Annotated in this window: 16 protein-coding genes; 13 read left to right on the top strand and 3 right to left on the bottom strand. The window is 62.6% G+C overall.

What is annotated here, in order from left to right; genetic code table 11:
- The first annotated feature begins 5 nt into the window (after positions 1-5).
- From argH to V3C85_RS17110, 4 genes are all read left to right on the top strand, one after another.
- Positions 6-1,409, top strand: a complete 1,404-nt coding sequence (gene argH / locus V3C85_RS17125; protein ID WP_331796613.1) for an argininosuccinate lyase — start codon at positions 6-8, stop codon at positions 1,407-1,409.
- A gap of 30 nt (positions 1,410-1,439) precedes the next feature.
- Positions 1,440-1,574: a hypothetical protein gene (locus tag V3C85_RS17120; protein ID WP_331796611.1), complete on the top strand. Its 135-nt coding sequence runs from the start codon at positions 1,440-1,442 to the stop codon at positions 1,572-1,574.
- 81 nt (positions 1,575-1,655) lie between these two features.
- Positions 1,656-2,921 (top strand): diaminopimelate decarboxylase, encoded by a 1,266-nt coding sequence (gene lysA / locus V3C85_RS17115; protein WP_331796610.1) that lies wholly within the window; start codon positions 1,656-1,658, stop codon positions 2,919-2,921.
- 30 nt (positions 2,922-2,951) lie between these two features.
- Positions 2,952-5,420, top strand: a complete 2,469-nt coding sequence (locus V3C85_RS17110) for a DUF4175 domain-containing protein (protein WP_331796609.1) — start codon at positions 2,952-2,954, stop codon at positions 5,418-5,420.
- A gap of 9 nt (positions 5,421-5,429) precedes the next feature.
- On the opposite strand, the gene V3C85_RS17105 is transcribed toward V3C85_RS17110, so the two are convergent.
- Positions 5,430-6,485, bottom strand: coding sequence for an ABC transporter ATP-binding protein (locus tag V3C85_RS17105; protein ID WP_331796608.1), 1,056 nt, complete (start codon positions 6,483-6,485; stop codon positions 5,430-5,432).
- A gap of 26 nt (positions 6,486-6,511) precedes the next feature.
- Positions 6,512-7,297 (bottom strand): IclR family transcriptional regulator, encoded by a 786-nt coding sequence (locus tag V3C85_RS17100; RefSeq protein WP_331796606.1) that lies wholly within the window; start codon positions 7,295-7,297, stop codon positions 6,512-6,514.
- Positions 7,298-7,401: 104 nt separating this feature from the next.
- On the opposite strand from V3C85_RS17100, the gene V3C85_RS17095 reads away from it, so the two are divergent.
- From V3C85_RS17095 to V3C85_RS17055, 9 genes are all read left to right on the top strand, one after another.
- A complete protein-coding gene (locus V3C85_RS17095; protein WP_331796604.1) occupies positions 7,402-8,646 on the top strand; it encodes an ABC transporter substrate-binding protein in 1,245 nt (414 codons plus the stop codon).
- Positions 8,647-8,759: 113 nt separating this feature from the next.
- Complete coding sequence (locus V3C85_RS17090; protein WP_331796603.1) at positions 8,760-9,647, top strand: carbohydrate ABC transporter permease; 888 nt, start codon at positions 8,760-8,762, stop codon at positions 9,645-9,647.
- Positions 9,648-9,650: 3 nt separating this feature from the next.
- Positions 9,651-10,496: a carbohydrate ABC transporter permease gene (locus V3C85_RS17085; protein WP_331796602.1), complete on the top strand. Its 846-nt coding sequence runs from the start codon at positions 9,651-9,653 to the stop codon at positions 10,494-10,496.
- Entirely contained in the window at positions 10,493-12,562 is a 2,070-nt protein-coding gene (locus tag V3C85_RS17080) for an alpha-galactosidase (protein WP_331796601.1), read from the top strand. The genes V3C85_RS17085 and V3C85_RS17080 overlap by 4 nt, the downstream gene beginning before the upstream one ends.
- Positions 12,559-13,470 (top strand): 2-dehydro-3-deoxygalactonokinase, encoded by a 912-nt coding sequence (locus V3C85_RS17075; RefSeq protein ID WP_331796600.1) that lies wholly within the window; start codon positions 12,559-12,561, stop codon positions 13,468-13,470. The genes V3C85_RS17080 and V3C85_RS17075 overlap by 4 nt, the downstream gene beginning before the upstream one ends.
- Positions 13,467-14,075 (top strand): 2-dehydro-3-deoxy-6-phosphogalactonate aldolase, encoded by a 609-nt coding sequence (locus tag V3C85_RS17070; RefSeq protein ID WP_331796599.1) that lies wholly within the window; start codon positions 13,467-13,469, stop codon positions 14,073-14,075. The genes V3C85_RS17075 and V3C85_RS17070 overlap by 4 nt, the downstream gene beginning before the upstream one ends.
- On the top strand, positions 14,072-14,914 hold the full coding sequence (locus V3C85_RS17065) for an SMP-30/gluconolactonase/LRE family protein (protein WP_331796597.1): 843 nt from the start codon (positions 14,072-14,074) through the stop codon (positions 14,912-14,914). Before V3C85_RS17070 ends, V3C85_RS17065 begins: the two co-directional genes overlap by 4 nt.
- Complete coding sequence (locus V3C85_RS17060) at positions 14,911-16,815, top strand: beta-galactosidase (protein WP_331796596.1); 1,905 nt, start codon at positions 14,911-14,913, stop codon at positions 16,813-16,815. The genes V3C85_RS17065 and V3C85_RS17060 overlap by 4 nt, the downstream gene beginning before the upstream one ends.
- A 220-nt stretch (positions 16,816-17,035) precedes the next feature.
- Entirely contained in the window at positions 17,036-18,106 is a 1,071-nt protein-coding gene (locus V3C85_RS17055) for a Hint domain-containing protein (RefSeq protein ID WP_331796595.1), read from the top strand.
- Here V3C85_RS17055 and V3C85_RS17050 read toward each other — a convergent pair whose 3' ends face one another.
- Positions 18,107-19,711: an alpha-amylase family glycosyl hydrolase gene (locus V3C85_RS17050; protein ID WP_331796593.1), complete on the bottom strand. Its 1,605-nt coding sequence runs from the start codon at positions 19,709-19,711 to the stop codon at positions 18,107-18,109.
- Positions 19,712-19,724 lie beyond the last annotated feature (13 nt).

Raw genomic sequence — 19,724 nt, 5'->3', positions numbered from 1 at the left:
CATCCATGACCGCATCCGCCGATACCCAGACCGCCAACCAGATGTGGGGCGGGCGTTTCGCCGAAGGGCCGGACGCCATCATGGAGGCGATCAACGCCTCTATCGGGTTCGACCGCAGGCTTTACGCGCAAGATATTGCCGGCTCGCGGGCCCATGCGGCGATGCTGGCCGCGCAGGGTGTTATCAGTCCTAATGATGCCGAGGCGATCGGGAAAGGCCTGCTCACCGTCTTGTCAGAGATTGAAACCGGAAAGTTCCCGTTTCGGGTGGAGTTGGAAGACATCCACATGAATATCGAGGCCCGGCTGAAAGAGATCATCGGTGAACCTGCGGGCCGTTTGCACACGGCGCGCAGCCGGAATGATCAGGTGGCGGTCGATTTCCGCCTTTGGGTGCGCGACCAGTGTGATGCCGCCATCACCGGGCTGACCGCCCTGATCCGCGCGTTTTTGCAACAGGCCGAGGCGGGGGCGGACTGGGTGATGCCCGGCTTTACCCATTTGCAAACCGCGCAGCCCGTGACGTGGGGCCACCACATGATGGCGTATGTCGAGATGTTTGCCCGTGATCGCAGCCGGTTTGAAGACGCGCGGCGGCGCATGAATGAATGCCCCTTGGGGGCGGCGGCTTTGGCGGGCACGTCCTTTCCGATTGATCGTCAGGCCACGGCGCAGGCGCTGGGCTTTGATCGGCCCACGGCCAACAGCCTTGATTCGGTGTCTGACCGGGATTTCGCGCTGGAATTTCTTTCGGCATCCAGCATCTGTGCGATGCATCTGTCGCGCTTTGCCGAAGAATTGGTGATCTGGTCCAGCGCGCAGTTCCGCTTTGTGCGTCTGTCTGACAAGTGGACGACGGGCAGCAGCATCATGCCGCAAAAGAAAAACCCCGATGCGGCCGAGTTGCTGCGGGCCAAACTGGGCCGCATTCTGGGGGCGACGGTGGCTTTGTTCACCATCATGAAGGGTCTGGCGCTGACCTATTCCAAGGATATGCAGGAAGACAAGGAACAGGTCTTTGATGCGGCCGATACGCTGATGTTGGGCCTTGCCGCGATGACCGGGATGGTCAGCGATATGGCGGCCAACCGCGAAAGTCTGGCTGTGGCAGCGGCTTCGGGCTTTTCGACGGCCACTGATCTGGCGGATTGGCTGGTGCGGGAATTGAACCTGCCGTTCCGCGACGCCCATCATGTTACCGGCACGCTGGTTGCCATGGCCGAATCCAAGGGCATCGATCTGCCGGATCTGACGCTGGCCCAGATGCAATCGGTGCATGCGGGCATTCGCGCCGATGTGTTTGATGTGTTGGGGGTCGAGAACTCGGTTCGCTCGCGTCAATCCTATGGCGGCACCGCGCCCGATCAGGTGCGGGCCCAGATCGCCCGCTGGCAAGCGCTGATTGGCTGACATTTGGCGGATAAGGGAATGGGGAACAAGATGCGGATCTTTGCTGTGATCGGGTTGATCGTCTTGTCGGCCTGCGGTGCCGATGGCCCGCCCGAAACCCCGGCCAAGGCGGTGGGTGTCAGTGTCAGCGGTGATGCGCAGCTTGGGGTTGTCGTCGGGGGCTAGGCCCCGCTGACCGCTGCAATCAGATTTGAATTCACCCCCGGCATTGGGTAAAGCCCAACCGGAACGGGACAGGAGACGCGCGTGGACCATTTCCTTTACAAGGGCGGCATGTTGCATGCCGAAGACGTGGCCATTGCCGATATTGCGGCGCAGGTCGGCACACCGTTTTATTGCTATTCAGCCGCAACCCTGACGCGCCACTTCACATTGTTTTCCGAAGCGCTGTCACCGATGCCCCACCTGGTGTGCTTTGCCGTCAAGTCGCTGTCGAATGTGGCGGTGTTGAAACTGCTGGGCGATCTGGGCGCGGGCATGGATGTGGTGTCTGGCGGCGAATATCTGCGCGCCAAGGCGGCAGGTGTTCCGGGTGACCGGATCGTGTTTTCTGGCGTGGGCAAAACCCGCGAGGAGATGAAGCTGGTGCTGAACGGCGGCATTCGCCAGTTCAATGTGGAAAGCGAACCCGAACTGCGCGTGCTGTCCGAGGTGGCCAGCAGCCTTGGCCTTGTGGCCCCCATCACCCTGCGGGTGAACCCCGATGTCGATGCCAAGACGCATGAAAAGATCGCCACCGGCAAATCGGAAAACAAATTTGGCGTTCCCATCGCCAAAGCCCGCGAAGTTTATGCCGAGGCGGCCAGTCTGCCGGGCATCGAGGTGGTGGGTGTCGATGTGCATATCGGCAGCCAGCTGACCGAATTGGCCCCCTTTGAGGCCGCCTTTGCCAAGGTGCGCGAACTGACGTTGCAACTGCGGGCCGATGGCCACACCATCCGCCGGCTTGATCTGGGCGGTGGGCTGGGCATTCCCTACACCCGCTCGAATGAGGCGCCCCCCCTGCCCACCGACTACGGCCAGATGATCCAGCGCGTTCTGGGCGATCTGGAATGCGAGATCGAGATCGAACCCGGCCGCCTGATTTCGGGCAATTCCGGGATTCTGGTTTCCAAGGTCATTTACGTCAAAAATGGTGAGGGCCGGGATTTCCTGATCCTTGATGCGGCGATGAATGATCTGGTCCGCCCGTCGATGTATGGCGCGCATCACGATATCATCCCCGTGCTGGAAGGCGCGCCGGGCAGCCCCAGCCAACCCTTTGATGTGGTCGGCCCGGTCTGTGAAACGGGCGATACCTTTGCCAAGGCGCGTGACCTGCCGCTGTTGGCCGAGGGCGATCTGGTCGCCTTTCGCAGTGCTGGCGCTTATGGCGCCGTGATGGCCAGCGAATACAACACCAGGCCGTTGATTCCGGAAGTTTTGGTGAAAGCAGATCACTTCGCTGTCATTCGGGCACGACCAACCTTTGACGAAATCCTTTCGCGCGATACCATCCCAGAATGGCTGTGATATTTCATCCGGCCCGTTTGAAAGGCTGGCATGGCGATCACCGACCCGTCTGACACGCTGAAACGCATCACACTGCCCCTGCGGCTGACGCTGGCGGGGCTGTGGGCCGAACGATTGACGCGGGCCTTCTGGCCGCTCTCGACGCTGATTCTGGCGGTTCTGGCTGTGTTGGCCTTTGGTTTGCAAGACCTTGTGACGATCGAGGTGGTTTGGGCCGTCGCGGTGCTGGCGGTGCTTGGCATTGGTGTGGCGCTGGTGATGGGGCTGCGCAAATTCCGCGCACCGACGCGGGCCGAGGCGCTGGTGCGGCTTGATTCGCGCCTGCCCGGACGCCCACTGGCCGCGCTGACCGATCAGCAGGTGATCGGCACGGGCGATGCTGCCTCGCTGGCCGTATGGCAGGCCCATGTGCACCGCATGGCCCAAAGGGCGGCACAGGCACGGGCGGTCGAGCCTGATCTGAAACTGTCCGCGCGCGATCCCTTTGCCTTGCGCTATGTGGCGCTGACAGCCTTTGTGATGGCGCTGATCTTTGGCTCTTTGTGGCGCGTTACCTCGGTCTCGGCCTTGGCGCCGGGCGGGGCAGGGGCTTTGGCGGCGGGCCCCACTTGGGAAGGTTGGGCCCAGCCCCCGGCCTATACCGGCAAGCCCACGATCTATCTGAACGATGTCACCGCCCAAACGCTGGACCTGCCCATTGGCAGCACTTTTCAGTTTCGCCTGTATGGCGAGGTTGGTGCGCTGAGCCTGTCAGAAACCGTATCGGGCGATCCCCCCCCGGCCGAGGCCGAGCCAAGCATCGCGCGGAATTTCGCGCTGAACGCATCGGGCACGGTTGCCATTGATGGACCGGGTGGCCGCAGTTGGGCCTTTACCGCCACCCCCGATGCCCTGCCCACCGTCGCCCCGACTGGCGAGATGGGGCGCGAGGCGGATGGTCGGTTTCGCCAACCCTTTTCCACCGCCGATGATTACGGGGTTATTGCCGGTCAGGTGACGATTGCGCTTGATCTGCCCGCCATCGACCGCCGCTATGGCCTTGCTGCCCAGCCTGAACCGCGTGACCCTGTGGTGCTGGATCTGCCGATGCCGGTCTCGGGCAATCGGGCCGAGTTTACGGAAACCCTGGTTGATGACCTGTCGCAGCATGTTTTCGCCAATCTGCCGGTGACCATGGTCTTTGCCGCCACCGATGCGGCGGGCCAGCAGGGCACGGCGCAGCCCTTGCATGTTACCTTGCCCGGTCGCCGTTTTTTTGATCCTTTGGCTGCGGCTCTGATCGAAATGAGGCGCGATCTTCTTTGGGCGCGCAGCAATGCCCCGCGCGCCGCGCAGATCCTGAAGGCCGTTACCAACCGCCCGCAGGAATTCATCCGCAACGAACGCGCCTATCTGCGTCTGCGCGTGGTGACACGCCAGTTGGATGCCGAGGCCGCCACGTTGACACCAGAACGCCGTGACGAGATGGCCGAGGAGTTGTGGCAGATTGCGCTGCTGGTGGAAGAGGGTGATCTGGCCAGTGCCTTTGAACGCCTGCAACGCGCCCAGGATCGGCTGGATGAGGCAATCCGCAACGGGGCCAGCCCCGAAGAGATCGACGAACTGATGCAGGAAATGCGTCAGGCGTTGAATGACTATATGCGCGAACTGGCGGAAGAGGCAGAGCGCAACCCGGACAGCCAGCTTTCGCAGAATATGGAAGGCATGGAAATGTCGGGCGATCAGCTGCAACAGATGTTGGAGGAGCTGCAAAAGCTGATGGAAGAAGGCCGGATGGCCGAGGCGCAGGAATTGATGGAGATGCTGCGCCAGCTGATGGAAAACATGCAGGTCACGCAAGGGCAGGGCGGTCAGGGCCAAGGTCAGGGCAATCAGGCCATGCGCGAGTTGAACGAAACCCTGCGCGAACAGCAAGATCTGTCTGACGATGCCTTCCGCGACATGCAAGAAGGCCAGCAGGGCCAGAATCAACCGGGGCAAGAGGGCCAGCCGAATGGCGGTGATCTGGCCCAGCGTCAGGGCGAATTGCGCGATCGTCTGGGCGAATTGGGCCGTGGCACCCTGCCGGGTGAGGGCAGCGAACAGGGCGAGGCTGCCCGGCGTGAGCTTGACCGCGCGGGCCGCGCCATGCGCGAGGCCGAAGATGCCCTGCGCGACGGTGACTTGCCCGGTGCGCTGGACCGTCAGGCCGAGGCCATCGAGGCCCTGCGCGAAGGCATGCGCAACATGGGTGAGGCCTTGGCAGAAGTCCAGCGCCAGCAGGGGGATGCGCAGCAGGGCGAAGATTTCGGCCGCGCCGACCCCAACAGCCAGCGTGATCCCTTGGGGCGTGAACCGGGCGAGAGTGCGCGGATCGGGTCAGATCGCAACATGCTGCAAGGCGAAGATGTCTATCGCCGGGCGCAGGATTTGCTGGATGAAATCCGGCGCCGCACGGGTGACCAGTCCCGCCCGGATGCGGAACTGGATTACCTTAAGCGGTTGCTGGATATGTTCTAGGCGGCTGCCTTAGCGCAGCCGCTTTTCCGTTTTGGCATCAAAGGCCATGATATGGGCGGGGTCAAACTGAATGCCCACCCGCTCTCCCAGCCGCACTTTCAGCGTCTCACGCGATTCGACGATCAGCTTTTCGCCCGTCGCAGCCGTCACATGCACATAGCTGACGCCGCCCAAGGCTTCGGCCACTTCGATCACATGAGAGTTGCCGGGCACCAGCGTCAGATGCTGCGGTCGCAGGCCCAGAGTCACCTCGCTGCCCACCCCCGGCATATGCGCCGACACTGTCACTGTGCCACCAAGTCCGGGGCAATCCACCCCAGCAGCGGCAACCTTGCCGGCGACAAAGTTCATTGACGGGCTGCCGATAAAGCCCGCGACGAATTTGTTGTCGGGGTCGTTATACAGATCCAGCGGCGCGCCCACCTGTTCCACCCGGCCCGCGCGCAGCACCACGATCTTGTCGGCCAGCGTCATCGCCTCGACCTGATCATGGGTGACGTAAATCATCGTCGCCCCGATTTCGCGGTGCAGACGGGCGATTTCGACCCGCATTTCCACCCGCAACTCGGCATCAAGGTTTGACAGGGGCTCGTCGAACAAAAACACCTCGGGCCCGCGCACGATGGCCCGGCCAATGGCCACCCGCTGCCGCTGCCCGCCCGACAGGGCCTTGGGCTTGCGGTCCAGATAAGGCTCCAGCTTCAGGATGCGCGCCGCCTCGGCCACCTTGGCCGCGATTTCGGCTTTGGGGTGGCCGGTCATCTTCAGGCCAAAGCCCATATTTTCGGCCACCGTCATATGCGGGTAAAGGGCATAGGTCTGAAACACCATCGCCACCCCGCGCTCGGCCGGGTCAGCCTTGGTCACATCCCGGCTGCCAATCCTGATCTGGCCTGCGCTGGTCACCTCCAGCCCCGCCACCATCCGCAACAGGGTGGATTTGCCGCAACCCGACGGGCCGACAAAGACGCAAAACTCGCCATCCTCAATGTCCAGATCAACCCCGTGGATCACCTGCACATCGCCATAGCGTTTGACAACGCGGTTCAGCGTGACACCTGTCATAGTCCCCTCCCTTGGCCCATGCTGGCCTAACCCTGTTCCGGAAAGCGCCAGCTTTCCGCGTCTGCGGCGATATGCGCCGCAATTTCCTTGATTCTGCCCGACTCTTGCTCCAGCGCGGTCAGCGAGGTGCGCGCCGTGGTGGACGTCACCGACAGCGCCCCCAGAACCCGGCCGCCCTTGGTCAGGATCGGCACGGCGCAGCAAATGATGCCGGGTTCATGTTCTTCGCGGTCAAAGGCATGGCCCTGCGCGCGGATGGTGGTCAGTTCGTCCCGCAGCGCCTCGGCGCTGGCAAGTGTGTGCGGCGTATGCGGGAAAAAGCTTTGGCGGTCGATGGCGCTGGCAAGCTGGTCTTCGGGCAGAAAGGCCAGCATCGCCTTGCCGACCCCGGTGCAATAGGCTGGCCCAACCTTGCCGGCCTGGGCAAACATATCAACCGGCTTGGTGGCATTGCGCTTGTCCACATACAGCACCTGCCCGCCATCCAGTTGGGCCAGATGCACCGTCTCGCCGGTTTCGCTGGCCAGCGAATCGATCCAGGGCCGGGCGATGGGTGCCAGTGACGACTGGGCCCAAGCGGTATGGGCCAACCGCACCAGCCGCATGCCGGGCGTGTAGGCGCCGGTCTCGGGGTCAAGTTGCAGCATGCCTTGATGCGTCAGAGTCTGCAAAAGGCGATACAGCGTGGCCTTTGGAAATCTTGATTTTTCCAGCAGATCCGAAAAGCGCACGGGGCGGCCATGGCTAGCCACCATGTCCAGCACGTCAAGCGCCTTGCCCACCGTGCCATCCCCTTGTCCCGCTGCTGCCATTCTGCTGCCTGCCTCCCAGCCCTGTTGACAGGCATATCAATACCAGACATAGTTTTCAATATTCAAGACTAAGTTTCACATAATGGAACCAAAGGGAGGAAACCATGGTCCATCGCAAAACGGGGGCAATTGCCCTTGTGGCGGCTTTGCTGCTGTCTACGGCGGCCACAGCCCAACAGCGCGTGCTGAAATACAATGCCGATTATGACCCCATTCCGCTGGCCGCGATGGAGGCATTGATCGCCGATTTTGAGGCCGCAAACCCCGATATCGACGTTCAGCTGAACAACTTTGACCACGAAGGTTACAAGACCGCGATCCGCAACTTTCTGACAGCCGATGCGCCTGATCTGGCGAATTGGTATGCTGGCAACCGGATGGCGCCCTTTGTTGCCGCCGGTCAGTTCATGGATGTGACCGATGTCTGGGACGCCAATGGTCTGAACGATGCCTTGGGCTCGACCGCCGCGTCGATGACGATCGACGGAAAGAAATGGGGCGTTCCCTATACCTATTACCAGTGGGGCATCTACTATAACCGCGACGCCTATGCCGCTGCGGGTGTTGAACTGCCGGGCGAAAACGGTGTGACCTGGGATCAGTTCGTCGAAAACTGCGCCAAGTTTCAGGCCGCAGGGATCGACTGTCTGACCACCGGCACCAAGGCCCTGTGGCCTGGGGCAGGCATCTTTGACTATATGTCGCTGCGCACCAACGGGTATGAGTGGCATATGGATCTGACCGCCGGCAAGGTGGAATGGACCAGCGACGAAACCCGCAAGGTCTTTGCCGAATGGGCCAAGGTTCAGCCCTATATCACCGCCAACCATGCGGCCATTGACTGGCAAGATGCGGCAACGCTGCTGGTGCAGGGAAAGGCCGCGCATTACGTCATGGGCAACTTTGCCGTTGGTGTCTTCAAAGAAGGCGGCATGACCAACGACAACCTTGGCTTTATGGTTTTCCCAGAAATCACCCCCGGCCTGCCGCGCGCCGAAGAGGCCCCGACCGATACGATCCACATCCCGGCTGGTGCCAAGAACGTCGAAGATGCCAAGAAATTCCTGGCCTTCGTCGCCTCGGCCGAGGCGCAGACCAAGTGGAACACGGCTGTGGGCCAGTTGCCGACCAACAAGGGATCGTCCGTTCCGGCTGATGATCCGTTCCTTGTTGCCGGGTTTGAGGCGCTTTCGACAGCCCATGCCTTGGCCCAGTTCTTTGACCGTGACGCCCCCGCCGAAATGGCAAAGGTCGGCATGGAAGGGTTCCAGGAGTTCATGGTCAAGCCTGAAAACCTTGATGCGATCCTTGATCGTCTCGAAAAAGCGCGTCAGCGCATCTACAAGTGATCTGACGCCACCGGGGCGGCCCCTCCCGTCGCCCCGGCCCCTTCTTGGCCGCGCAAGTGCTCTTTGTCGGGGTTTGCGCGGCTTTTCCCCCCGATCCAAGCAAGGATTGCCCCATGTCCGCAACGTGGAAATCCCATCAGCGCAAGCTGGCGCCCTGGCTGTTTCTGGCCCCCGGCATCCTGATGTTCATGATCTATGTGATCATCCCGATCTTTCAGTCGATGTGGATCAGTTTCTACGACTGGGATGGTCTGGGCGAGGCGCAATGGATTGGCCTTGCGAATTATGTCGAGCTGATTGACGACGATGCCTTTTACACCTCGCTGAAAAACAACGTGCTTTGGCTGGTGTTGTATATGCTGGCGGTGCCTGCGGGGCTGTTGATCGCGATCTTTCTTAATCAGACGATCTGGGGCATGCGGTTCTACAAATCGCTGTTCTTCTTTCCCTTTGTCATCAGTCAGGTTGTCGTGGGGCTGATCTTTTCATGGTTCTACGCGCCGGGGTTTGGCCTGCTTTATGGCATCATCGAAAGCCTGACAGGGCAGGGCATCGCGCTTTTGGCCGATGATCGCTATGTCACCTATGGCATCATCGCTGCGGGGCTTTGGCCGCAGATCGCCTATGTGATGATCCTGTATCTGACGGGGTTGAACAATGTCGCCCCCGATCAGGTCGAGGCCGCGCGTCTGGACGGCGCAAAGGGCTGGAAGATGCTGTGGTATGTGGTGCTGCCGCAACTGCGCCCGGCCACGTTCATTGCCGTGGTCGTCACCGTCATCGGGGCGCTGCGCAGCTTTGACCTTGTCTCGGTCATGACAGATGGCGGCCCCTATGGCTCGTCGCGGGTCTTGTCGTTCTACATGTATGAACAGGCCCTGTCAGAATACGGCTATCGCATGGGCTATGGCGCGGCGATTGCGGTGGTGCTGTTCGCCATCATGATGATTTTCATCTCGGGCTTCATCTGGAAGATGTGGCGCGACGAAACGGAGCGTTAAGGCATGTTTCCCCGTCCTATCGAGCAAACCTCTGCCCTGTCGCAGACCGCCTACAAGATCGCCGTTCCGGTCGCCTTGTTCCTGTGGCTTTTGCCGCTTTTGGGGGTGGCTGTCACTTCGCTGCGGCCTGCGTCTGATCTTGCGCAGGGCAATTACTTTGGCTTGCCCTCGGGCCTTGCCTTCGAGAACTACGCGCTGGTGTTCCAGAACACCCCGATGCTGCAATACATCATCAATTCCTTCTGGGTCACCATCCCCACAGTTATCGGAGCGGTGGCGCTGTCGTGCCTGACCGGCTTTGCATTGGCGATCTATCGCTTTCCATCAAACCTGATCATCTTCTTTCTGTTCGTCGCGGGCAATTTCGTGCCCTTCCAGATTCTGATGGTGCCGGTTCGCGATCTGACGCTGCAACTGGGCATGTATAACACCTGGTATGGGCTGGCGCTGTTCCACATCGCGTTTCAGTCGGGCTTTTGCACGCTGTTCATGCGCAATTTCATCAAATCCCTGCCGTTTGAACTGATCGAGGCTGCCCGCGTCGAAGGCGTGGCCGAATGGCGGATTTTCTGGTTTATCGTCATCCCCCTGATGCGCCCGGCCATCGCGGCCTTGTCGGTGCTGGTCTTTACCTTCATCTGGAACGACTTTTTCTGGGCCACCGTGCTGACCAACAGCCCCGAAACCCAGCCGGTGACGGCGGGCCTGTCGTCGCTGAACGGCCAGTGGATCGCGCAATGGCATCTGGTGTCGGCTGGATCTATCCTTGCCGCATTGCCGCCGGTGGCCATGTTCTTTCTGATGCAAAAGCACTTTATCGCGGGCCTGACGCTTGGGGCGGTGAAATGACCCAGTGGCGCGTTGATACCGGGTCGCAGACCCTGGCCTTGGCCACATCGGGCGGTATTCCGCAGGTGATCTGGTGGGGCGCGGCGCTGCCTGCCCACGAAGATCTGGCCCAGCTTGCCGCCAGCACCCGGCAAGATCTGACCGGCGGCATGATTGACGCACTGCCCGCGCTGACCCTGACGCCAGAGTCGGGGCGCGCCTTTCAGGGCCAACCGGGCCTGATCCTTGGCGCTGCCGATGGCACCGCCTTGCATCCGGTGTTCGCCTTTGACCGCGCCGAACCCACCGCAGATGGCCTGCACCTGATCAGCATCGCGCCGGGCCTGACGCTGACGCACCGCATCACGGCCCAGCCCACCGGGGTGATCACCCTGCAAACCACGCTGGTTGCCGATCGGCCCATCCGCGTTCACTGGCTGGCAGCACCCGTGCTGCCCGCCCCGGCCAGCGCTGCCCAGATGATTGACGTGTCGGGCAAATGGATTGGCGAGTTCCAGTTGACCCATGTTGACTGGACGCCGGGCATTCGTCTGCGCGAATCCCGCACGGGCCGGTCAGGCCATGAACACCCGCCCTATCTGATTGTGCCAGAAGCTGGCACCACCGACACCACAGGGCAGGCTTGGGCGCTGCATTACGCCTGGTCCGGCGGGCATCGGATGCTGGCCGAGGAATTGCCCGATGGCCGGCGTCAGCTGCAATTCGGGGCGCCTCTCGGGGCGGAAACGCAACCCGGAACCCGCTTTGAGAGTGCCGAGTTGATCGCCGCCTTCAGCGACAGCGGCCTGAACGGCATTGCCGCCGCCTTTCAACGCGATATCCGCGACCGTGTGGTGCAATGGCCCGATCCGGCCCGCCCGCGCCCGGTGCATTACAACTGCTGGGAAGCCATCTATTTCAATCACAATCTGGCCGACCTGACGGCCATCGCCGACCGCGCCGCCGCCATCGGGGCCGAACGCTTTGTGCTGGATGATGGCTGGTTCGGGCGGCGCGATGACGACACCTCCAGCCTTGGCGACTGGGTGATCGACCGCAACAAATGGCCCGATGGGCTGCACCCGCTGATTGCCCATGTTCACAAACTGGGCATGACCTTTGGCCTGTGGTTCGAGCCGGAAATGGTGAACCCGGATTCTGATCTGTTCCGCGCCCATCCCGACTGGATGCTGGGGCCTGTTGATCAGGTCACCGGGCGCAACCAAATGGTGCTGAACCTTGCCCTGCCACAGGTGCGCGATTACCTGTTCGATGCCATCGACGCGGTTCTGCGTGAATACCCCATCGACTATATCAAATGGGATCACAACCGCCTGCTGCCCCTGGTCGATGCCGATCAGACACGCGGCACATGGGCGCTGCTTGACCGGCTGCGCGCCGCCCATCCGGGGGTCGAAATCGAAAGCTGCGCCAGTGGCGGCGGGCGGATTGATGCCGGTATTCTGGCCCGCACCCACCGCGTGTGGTTGTCTGACAGCAATGATGCGCTGGAACGCCTGCGCATGCAGCATGACGCGGCGCTGTTCCTGCCGTCGGCCATCACCGGCAGCCACGTTGGCCCCCGCAAATCGCACACCTCGGGGCGTATCCTGCCGATGGCCTTTCGCGCCTGGGTCGCCGCGCAGCGCCACATGGGGTTTGAAATGGACCTGCGCGAACTGACGCAGGAAGAAACGGAAACCCTGTCTGCCGTGACCGCATGGTATAAGGCCAATCGCGACTGGATGATGGCCGGCACCATCCACCGCCTGCCCAGCCCCGATCCGGCCGTGACGGCCGAGATGCAACTGGCACAAGATGGCCATCGCTTTGTCGTCTTTGTCGGGCAGGCCCAGGCCAGTGGTCAGATTCTGCCCAAACCGCTGCGCCTGACGGGGCTTGACCCCGATGCCCGCTATCATGTGGCGCTGCGCAACCCTGATGACCGCCCGCCACAATCGCGCGGCCCCAATGCGCTGAAATCCGGCCCGATCACCTTGACGGGCAGGGCGCTGATGGGGCAGGGGATTCTGATGCCCGTAGCTTGGCCCGCAACCCTGTGGGTGATCGAAGGAGAGCGGCTGTGACCTCGCCCCTTTGCCCCACCTGGATCGCCGTTGACTGGGGCACCACCCATTTGCGGGCCTGGGCGATGGCCCCTGATGGCATTCTGGCCGAGGCCACGTCAGACGAGGGCATGGGCCGTCTTGCCGCGACCGAATTCGAAGCGGCGCTGTTGCGCTTGATCGACCCTTGGCTGGGCACTTCTGCGGTGCAGGTGATTGCCTGTGGCATGGTCGGCAGCCGGCAGGGCTGGCACGAGGCACCCTATCGCACGGTGCCCTGCGCCCCGGTTGATCCGGCCGCACTTGTGTCGGTGCCCACCCGCGATGGCCGCATTCGCGTGGCGATCGCGCCGGGGCTGAAACAACCCAAACCCGCCGATGTGATGCGCGGCGAGGAAACGCAGATCGCCGGGGCCTTGGCGCTGACGCCCAATTACGATGGCATCCTGTGCCTGCCCGGCACCCATTCGAAATGGGCGCATATCAGCGCAGGCGAAGTGGTCAGCTTTCAAACCTTCATGACGGGCGAGTTGTTTGCCCTGTTGTCCGAACAATCGGTGCTGCGCCACGGGATGCAGGGCGACGGTTGGGATGATACGGCCTTTGACAGCGGCCTGTCCGATGCCCTGTCGCGCCCCGAACGACTGGCCGCCCGACTGTTTTCGCTGCGGGCCGAGGGGCTGATCGCGGGGCTGACCGGCCCACAGGCGCGGGCCCGGCTGTCAGGTCTGCTGATCGGCATCGAACTGGCCGCCGCAAAACCCTATTGGTTGGGCCAGCCCGTTGCCCTGATCGGGGCGCAGGCCCTGTCGCAGCTTTACGCCCGCGCCCTTGCGGCCCAGGGCGTTGTCGCGCAAATCTTGCCCGGCCCCCAATGCACCCTCGCCGGCCTTGCCACTCTGGCCCGCCAAACCGAGACACGGACATGAGTCACCGCAACCTGATCGCCATCCTGCGCGGCATTACCCCGCCCGATGCCATTCCCGTCGCCCGCGCGCTGGTCGATGCCGGGATCACCCGCATCGAAGTGCCGCTGAACTCGCCCCAGCCGATGACCTCAATCGTGGCAATGGTCGATAAACTGGGCGCGCTGGCCCAGATCGGGGCGGGCACGGTGCTGACCACCGAACAGGTGCAGGATGTGAAAGACGCAGGTGGCCGCCTGATCGTCTCGCCCAATTGCGACCCACAGGTGATTGCCGCCACCAAGAAACTGGGCATGCAAAGCTGGCCCGGCGTCATGACGCCCACCGAATGCTTTGCCGCCCTGCAGGCCGGGGCCGATGGGCTGAAACTCTTTCCCGGATCGTTGCTTGGCCCCGACGGGCTTAAGGCGATCCGCGCCGTGCTGCCCAAGGGCACGCAGGTCTATGCCGTTGGGGGCGCCAGCCCGGCCAATTTCGCGCAATGGGTTGCCGCCGGGGCCGATGGCTTTGGCATTGGCACCGCGCTTTATACCCCCGGCCTGACGGCGGATGAGGTGGCCGAACGCGCCGCCCAGATCGTCGCGGCCTATGACGAGGCGATGGGATGATATTTGACGACCGGCGCTGCGACTTGGGCGAGGGGCCGCTTTGGCACCCCCTGCGCCAACAGCTGTTCTGGTTCGATATCCTTGGCCGCCGCCTGATGACGCGCAAGGGCGATGAACAGCAGGAATGGCATTTCCGCGAACTGGTCAGCGCCGCAGGCTGGATCACCCAAGACGAATTGCTGATTGCCAGCGAAAGCCGCCTGTTCCGGTTCAATCTGGAAACTGGCGCAGAAATCACCCTGACATGGCTTGAGGCCGAGACATCCCTTACCCGCTCTAACGATGGTCGCGCCGATCCCTATGGCGGTTTCTGGATCGGCACGATGGGCAAATCGGCCCAAACAGGGGCAGGGGCGATCTGGCGCTATTACCGGGGCGAGTTGCGCAAGATCTTTGACAAGATCACCATTTCCAACGCCATTTGTTTCGCCCCGGGTGGCGGCAGCGCGCAATTTGCCGATACGGTTACAGGCCGCGTGATGCGTGTGGCCCTGGATGCCCAGGGGTGGCCCAAAGGCCAGCCCGAGCTGTTTCTTGATCTTCAGCCCGAGGGGTTGAACCCCGATGGCGCTGTCATTGATGCCAGTGGTCTGACATGGCTGGCCGAATGGGGCGCGGCCCGTGTGGCAGCCTATGCCCCCGATGGCCAGCGCGTGACCAGCGTGGCCTTTGACGCCCCACATACCTCTTGCCCCGCTTTTGGGGGCGATACGCTGTATTGCACCACGGCGCTGCAAGGCATGGATGCCGCCGCCCGCGCCGCCCACCCCCATGCGGGCATGACAATGATGGCCAAGGCGGTCGCGCTTGGCCAAAACGAACATCAGGTGATCTTGTGAAACGCACCCTTGGCGTCTGCTATTACCCCGAACACTGGCCCCAGTCGCAGTGGGCGCAGGATGCCGCCAGCATGGCCGATCTGGGCCTGACATGGGTGCGGATCGGCGAATTTGCCTGGTCGCGGCTGGAACCCACGCCCGGCCAATATGACTGGGGCTGGCTGGATCAGGCCATCGAAACGCTGGGCCGGCACGGGCTGCGGGTGGTGCTGGGCACCCCCACCGCCACCCCGCCGCGCTGGATGCTGGATCGCCACCCCGACATGCTGGCCCATGATGCTGCCGGAAACCCGCGCGGCTTTGGCTCGCGCCGGCATTATGACTTTGCCCATGCGGGTTATCGCGCCGAATGCGCCCGGATCGTAACCGCCATGGCCGAACGCTATGGCCGCAATCCGCATGTCGCGGCATGGCAGACCGACAATGAATATGCCTGCCATGATACCGTGTTGTCCTATTCGCCAGTTGCCTTGCAGGCCTTTCGCAACTGGCTGGCCCAGAAATACCAATCCCCACAGGCGCTGAACCGGGCTTGGGGCAATGTCTTCTGGTCGATGGATTACGCCAGCTTTGATGACATCGCCCTGCCCAACCTGACGGTGACCGAACCGAACCCCGCCCATGTCATGGATTTCCGCCGGTTTGCCAGCGATATGGTGGCAGAGTTCAACCGGGTGCAAACCGACATCATTCGCCGCCATTCCGATGCGCCCATTGCCCATAACTATATGGGCCGGATCACGGATTTCGACCATTACAAGGTTGGGGCCGATCTCGATATTGCTGCGTGGGATGCCTATCCCTTGGGCTTTCTGTCTGACAGGCTAGAGGCCAGTGCCGACCACAAGCGCCGCTTTGTGCGGCAGGGTGACCCCGATTTGCAGGCCTTTCACCACGATCTTTATCGTGCCGTCGGGCGTGGGCGCTGGTGGATCATGGAACAGCAACCCGGCCCGGTGAACTGGGCGCCCTATAACCCCGATCCGCTGCCTGGCATGGCCCGTCTTTGGGCATGGGAGGCCTTTGCCCACGGGGCCGAGGCGGTCTGCTATTTCCGCTGGCGGCAGGCCCCCTTTGCGCAAGAACAGATGCATGCAGGGTTGTTGCGCCCCGACAGCGCGCCAGCCCCCGCCTTTGCCGAGGCTGCCGAAGTGCTGCGCGAACTGGGCGCCATGCCTGCACAGGGCACGGCCCCGGCCCCTGTGGCGCTGGTCTTTGATTACGAAAGCGCATGGGCATGGGCCACCCAGCCTCAGGGCCGCGATTTTGACTATTTCCGGTTGGCCTTCCACTTTTATCGTGGCTTGCGGCGGTTGGGGCAGAATATCGACATCCTGCCCCCAGATACGGCGGATCTCTCGGCCTATAAGTTGGTGCTGGCACCCGGCGTGGCGACACTGTCACCGCCGTTTCTGGCTGCACTGGCCGCGCATCAGGGCCACAGCCTGATCGGCCCGCGCAGCAACAGCAAGACCGCCGATTTCGCCACACCCGTGCCACTGCCGCCCAATTTGCCGGGGCTTGATGCCACGGTCAGCCGCGTTGAAAGCCTGCCCCCCGATGTGCCGGTGCCGCTGGCGGGTGGCGGGCAATTCCTGCATTGGCGCGAAAAGGTGGAAACCGCGTCGCCGGTGCCCGAGGTGACCGAGGATGGCTGGCCCGCCCTGATCGCCGCGGGTGGGCTGCACTATCTGACAGGCTGGCCCGACGACGCCACGCTTGACCGGATGCTGACAGACGCTTTGCGCCGCGCCGGGCTGGAACCCGACCCCTTGCCCGAAGGCCTGCGCCGCCGTGACAGCGACACCCACCGCTTTTGGTTCAACTACAATCCTGTGGCGGTAGAGTGGGATAACACCACCATTCCGCCTGCGGGTGTTCACTGGCGGCCGCTTGCCTAGGGCGGGGTCGGCCTCGCCTGCCCTGACGCATCAGTCCTTAACAATCCCTGAATCCATCTGCCTAACCCATTGATCTGTCGGACGCAGACTCATGTCTCTGACAGAGACACCCCGCCGGCTTGCCTCATTCTTTCCCAAAGGATGACACACCCGGGCCACCCCGCGCTGCCATCCCTCTCGGGGCCGATTTCACGGCAAAAGCAACGGCCAAGGGGGCAGAATGCCCGTCACATCGATCTGGATGCTGGGGGAGAGTCACATCACCGTTTCGGGGGGTGCAACGCTCGACGGGATCACCCAAGGCGACGGCAGCCACCTTGTCGGCCGCACCATCACCCTGACCAGCCCCAGCTGGCAGGAAACGCTGATCGACGACAACGACGCGAATTTCGACGACAATGATGGCAATCAGGTGCTCTCTGGCACGCAGGTGATCGACGGCGTCACCTACAGCGGCAACACCCGCGTCGAGGCCGAATATACCGTGGTTCTGCGCGATCCATCCACGGGCCAGACCTGGACAGTGATCGGCTATAACGTCGTCAATTCAAACCCGCCCTACGCAACGATCGAAGGGCTGGCGTTCATCGGCCCCCCCGCAAGCTGGCCCCCCGTCGGCACGCCGCTTGTGGTGGTCTCATCCCGTGAGGGCCCCGGCGCCTCTGGCCAGCCTGCCACCCCCTACGACAGCTATGTCACGCCGCCCTGCTTTACCCCCGGCACCCTGATCGAGACCGACCTTGGCCCGCGCCCTATCGAGACCTTGATCCCCGGCGATCTGGTGCTGACCGCGGATGATGGTCTGCAACCCCTGCGCTATGTGGCGCGCACTTCCTTGCCCCACCGCCGCCTTGTTGCCCAACCGCAGCACGCGCCCGTTCTGGTGCCCAAGGGCTGCCTTGGCCCGGGCCAACCGCAGCGCGACATGCTGGTGTCGCCGCTGCATTGCCTGCTGCTGACAGGGGCCGCGGCAGAACTGCACTTTGCCGAGCCTGAGTTGCTTGTGCCCGCGCGTCACTTGCCGGGAACAAGACAGCTTGGCCCGCACGACCTGCCCTTTGGCGCGGTCTATCTGCATCTGGTGTTCGACCAGCATCAGATCATCTTTGCCGAAGGGGCCGCAACCGAGAGCTTTTTGCTGGGTCCAACAGTTTTTGCGGGCGCCCCGCCACAGGTGCAGGCCGATCTGCGCCGTCTGTTCCCGGCCATCGCCACAGATCAGGGCACCGGCTGGCAAACGGCGGCCCGCCCGATGCTGCGCGCATGGGAGGCGCGGACCCTCGCGGCGTGATCACGCCTTCAGGGTCAGCACCCCATCCTTGGGACGCAGAAAGCAAAACCCATTCGGCCCCAGCGTCAGCCGTCCCCCGCCCAGATGCGCCGCATGCTGCGGCCCCCCGGCCAGATCTGCCTCGGCTGTCATCGACACAGGCTTGGCCGACAGGTTGAACACACAGCCAAGGCCCGGATCGCGTGTAAAGGCCAGCACCGGCTCGGGCAGATCGAAGAACCGGGTCCGCCCCACACGCAAGGCAGGGGTGGCGCGGCGATAGGCCAGCATCTCGCGGTAAAACTCCAGCACTGATCCGGCCAGACCGGCCTGCGCCGCCATATTCCGCGCCCGCTGCGGCGGCTTGATCGGCAGCCAGGGGTGGCCCGTGGTAAAGCCGCCCTGATCAGACGCATCCCAGACCATCGGGGTACGGCACCCGTCGCGCCCCTTGTAATCGGGCCAGAACCGGATGCCAGGGGGGTCGGTCAATTCGTGAAAGTCGATATCGGTCTCGGTCTGCCCCAATTCCTCGCCCTGATAAAGACAGATCGACCCCTCAAAGCTGAGCAGCATGGCACAGGCCTGCTTGGCCACGGCATCCGCCGCCCCCTGCGCTTGCCAGCGGGTGGCGTGGCGCACCACATCGTGGTTGGAAAAGGCCCACATCGGCCAGCCATCCGGGGCGCCGTTGAAAAAGCCCTCAATCTTGTCGCGGAAATGCGCGGCGGTGAACTCGGGCCCCAGCATATCAAAGCTATAGGCCATATGCAGCCGGCCGGGCCGTGTATAATCGGCCATGATCTGCACATTGCGCCAGGGCGCGTCGCCCACTTCCCCCACGGTGGTGCGCCCCTCATAGCCGTCCAGCAAAGCCCTGATCCGCTGTAACCAGCCCAGATTTTCGGGCTGCGACTTGGAAAACAGGTGATCTTGCAATTCATAGGGGTTGACGGGCGGAAGGTTGTCTTTGGGGGCCAATGGCCCGTTAGAGCGCAACTGCCGGTCGTGGAAATAGTAATTCACCGTATCCAGACGAAAGCCATCCACCCCCCGGTCAAGCCAGAACCGCAACACATCCAGCGCCCAATCCTGCACGGCCGGATTGTGAAAATTGAAATCAGGCTGACTGGGCAAAAAGTTGTGCAGGTAATATTGCCGCCGCCTGCTGTCCCATTCCCAGGCGCTGCCACCAAAGACCGAAAGCCAGTTGTTCGGGGGGCTGCCATCGGGCTGCGCATCGGCCCAGACATACCAATCGGCGCGGTCGGCACTGCGCGATTGGCGGCTGTTCTGAAAGAACGGATGCTGATCAGATGAATGTGAGATCACCTGATCTATGATCACCTTAAGCCCCAGATCATGCGCCCGCGACACCAAAGCATCGAAATCGGCCAGATCGCCAAACAGCGGATCGACATCGGTGTAATCTGACACGTCATAGCCCATATCGGCCATCGGGCTGCGAAAGATCGGCGACAGCCAGATCGCCTCTACCCCCAGATCGGCCAGATAGGGCAGGCGCATCGTGATGCCCTTGAGATCGCCAATGCCGTCACCATCAGAATCCTGAAACGACCGGGGATAAACCTGATAGGTCACCGACCCACGCCACCATTCCGTCATCAGATGCCCCCAG

Origin of the sequence: Pseudotabrizicola sp. L79 (assembly GCF_036553525.1) — a bacterium.
Taxonomy (GTDB): Bacteria; Pseudomonadota; Alphaproteobacteria; order Rhodobacterales; family Rhodobacteraceae; genus Pseudotabrizicola.
This window is presented reverse-complemented; position numbering and strand designations above follow the sequence as displayed.

Bases quoted from the DNA above. Each gene is read 5' to 3' on its own strand.
- argH (WP_331796613.1), top strand. From the start codon at position 6: ATGACCGCATCCGCCGATACCCAGACCGCCAACCAGATGTGGGGCGGG.
- V3C85_RS17120 (WP_331796611.1), top strand. From the start codon at position 1,440: ATGCGGATCTTTGCTGTGATCGGGTTGATCGTCTTGTCGGCCTGCGGT.
- V3C85_RS17110 (WP_331796609.1), top strand. From the start codon at position 2,952: ATGGCGATCACCGACCCGTCTGACACGCTGAAACGCATCACACTGCCC.
- V3C85_RS17105 (WP_331796608.1), bottom strand. From the start codon at position 6,485: ATGACAGGTGTCACGCTGAACCGCGTTGTCAAACGCTATGGCGATGTG.
- V3C85_RS17100 (WP_331796606.1), bottom strand. From the start codon at position 7,297: ATGGCAGCAGCGGGACAAGGGGATGGCACGGTGGGCAAGGCGCTTGAC.
- V3C85_RS17095 (WP_331796604.1), top strand. From the start codon at position 7,402: ATGGTCCATCGCAAAACGGGGGCAATTGCCCTTGTGGCGGCTTTGCTG.
- V3C85_RS17090 (WP_331796603.1), top strand. From the start codon at position 8,760: ATGTCCGCAACGTGGAAATCCCATCAGCGCAAGCTGGCGCCCTGGCTG.
- V3C85_RS17085 (WP_331796602.1), top strand. From the start codon at position 9,651: ATGTTTCCCCGTCCTATCGAGCAAACCTCTGCCCTGTCGCAGACCGCC.
- V3C85_RS17080 (WP_331796601.1), top strand. From the start codon at position 10,493: ATGACCCAGTGGCGCGTTGATACCGGGTCGCAGACCCTGGCCTTGGCC.
- V3C85_RS17070 (WP_331796599.1), top strand. From the start codon at position 13,467: ATGAGTCACCGCAACCTGATCGCCATCCTGCGCGGCATTACCCCGCCC.
- V3C85_RS17065 (WP_331796597.1), top strand. From the start codon at position 14,072: ATGATATTTGACGACCGGCGCTGCGACTTGGGCGAGGGGCCGCTTTGG.
- V3C85_RS17055 (WP_331796595.1), top strand. From the start codon at position 17,036: ATGCCCGTCACATCGATCTGGATGCTGGGGGAGAGTCACATCACCGTT.
- V3C85_RS17050 (WP_331796593.1), bottom strand. From the start codon at position 19,711: ATGACGGAATGGTGGCGTGGGTCGGTGACCTATCAGGTTTATCCCCGG.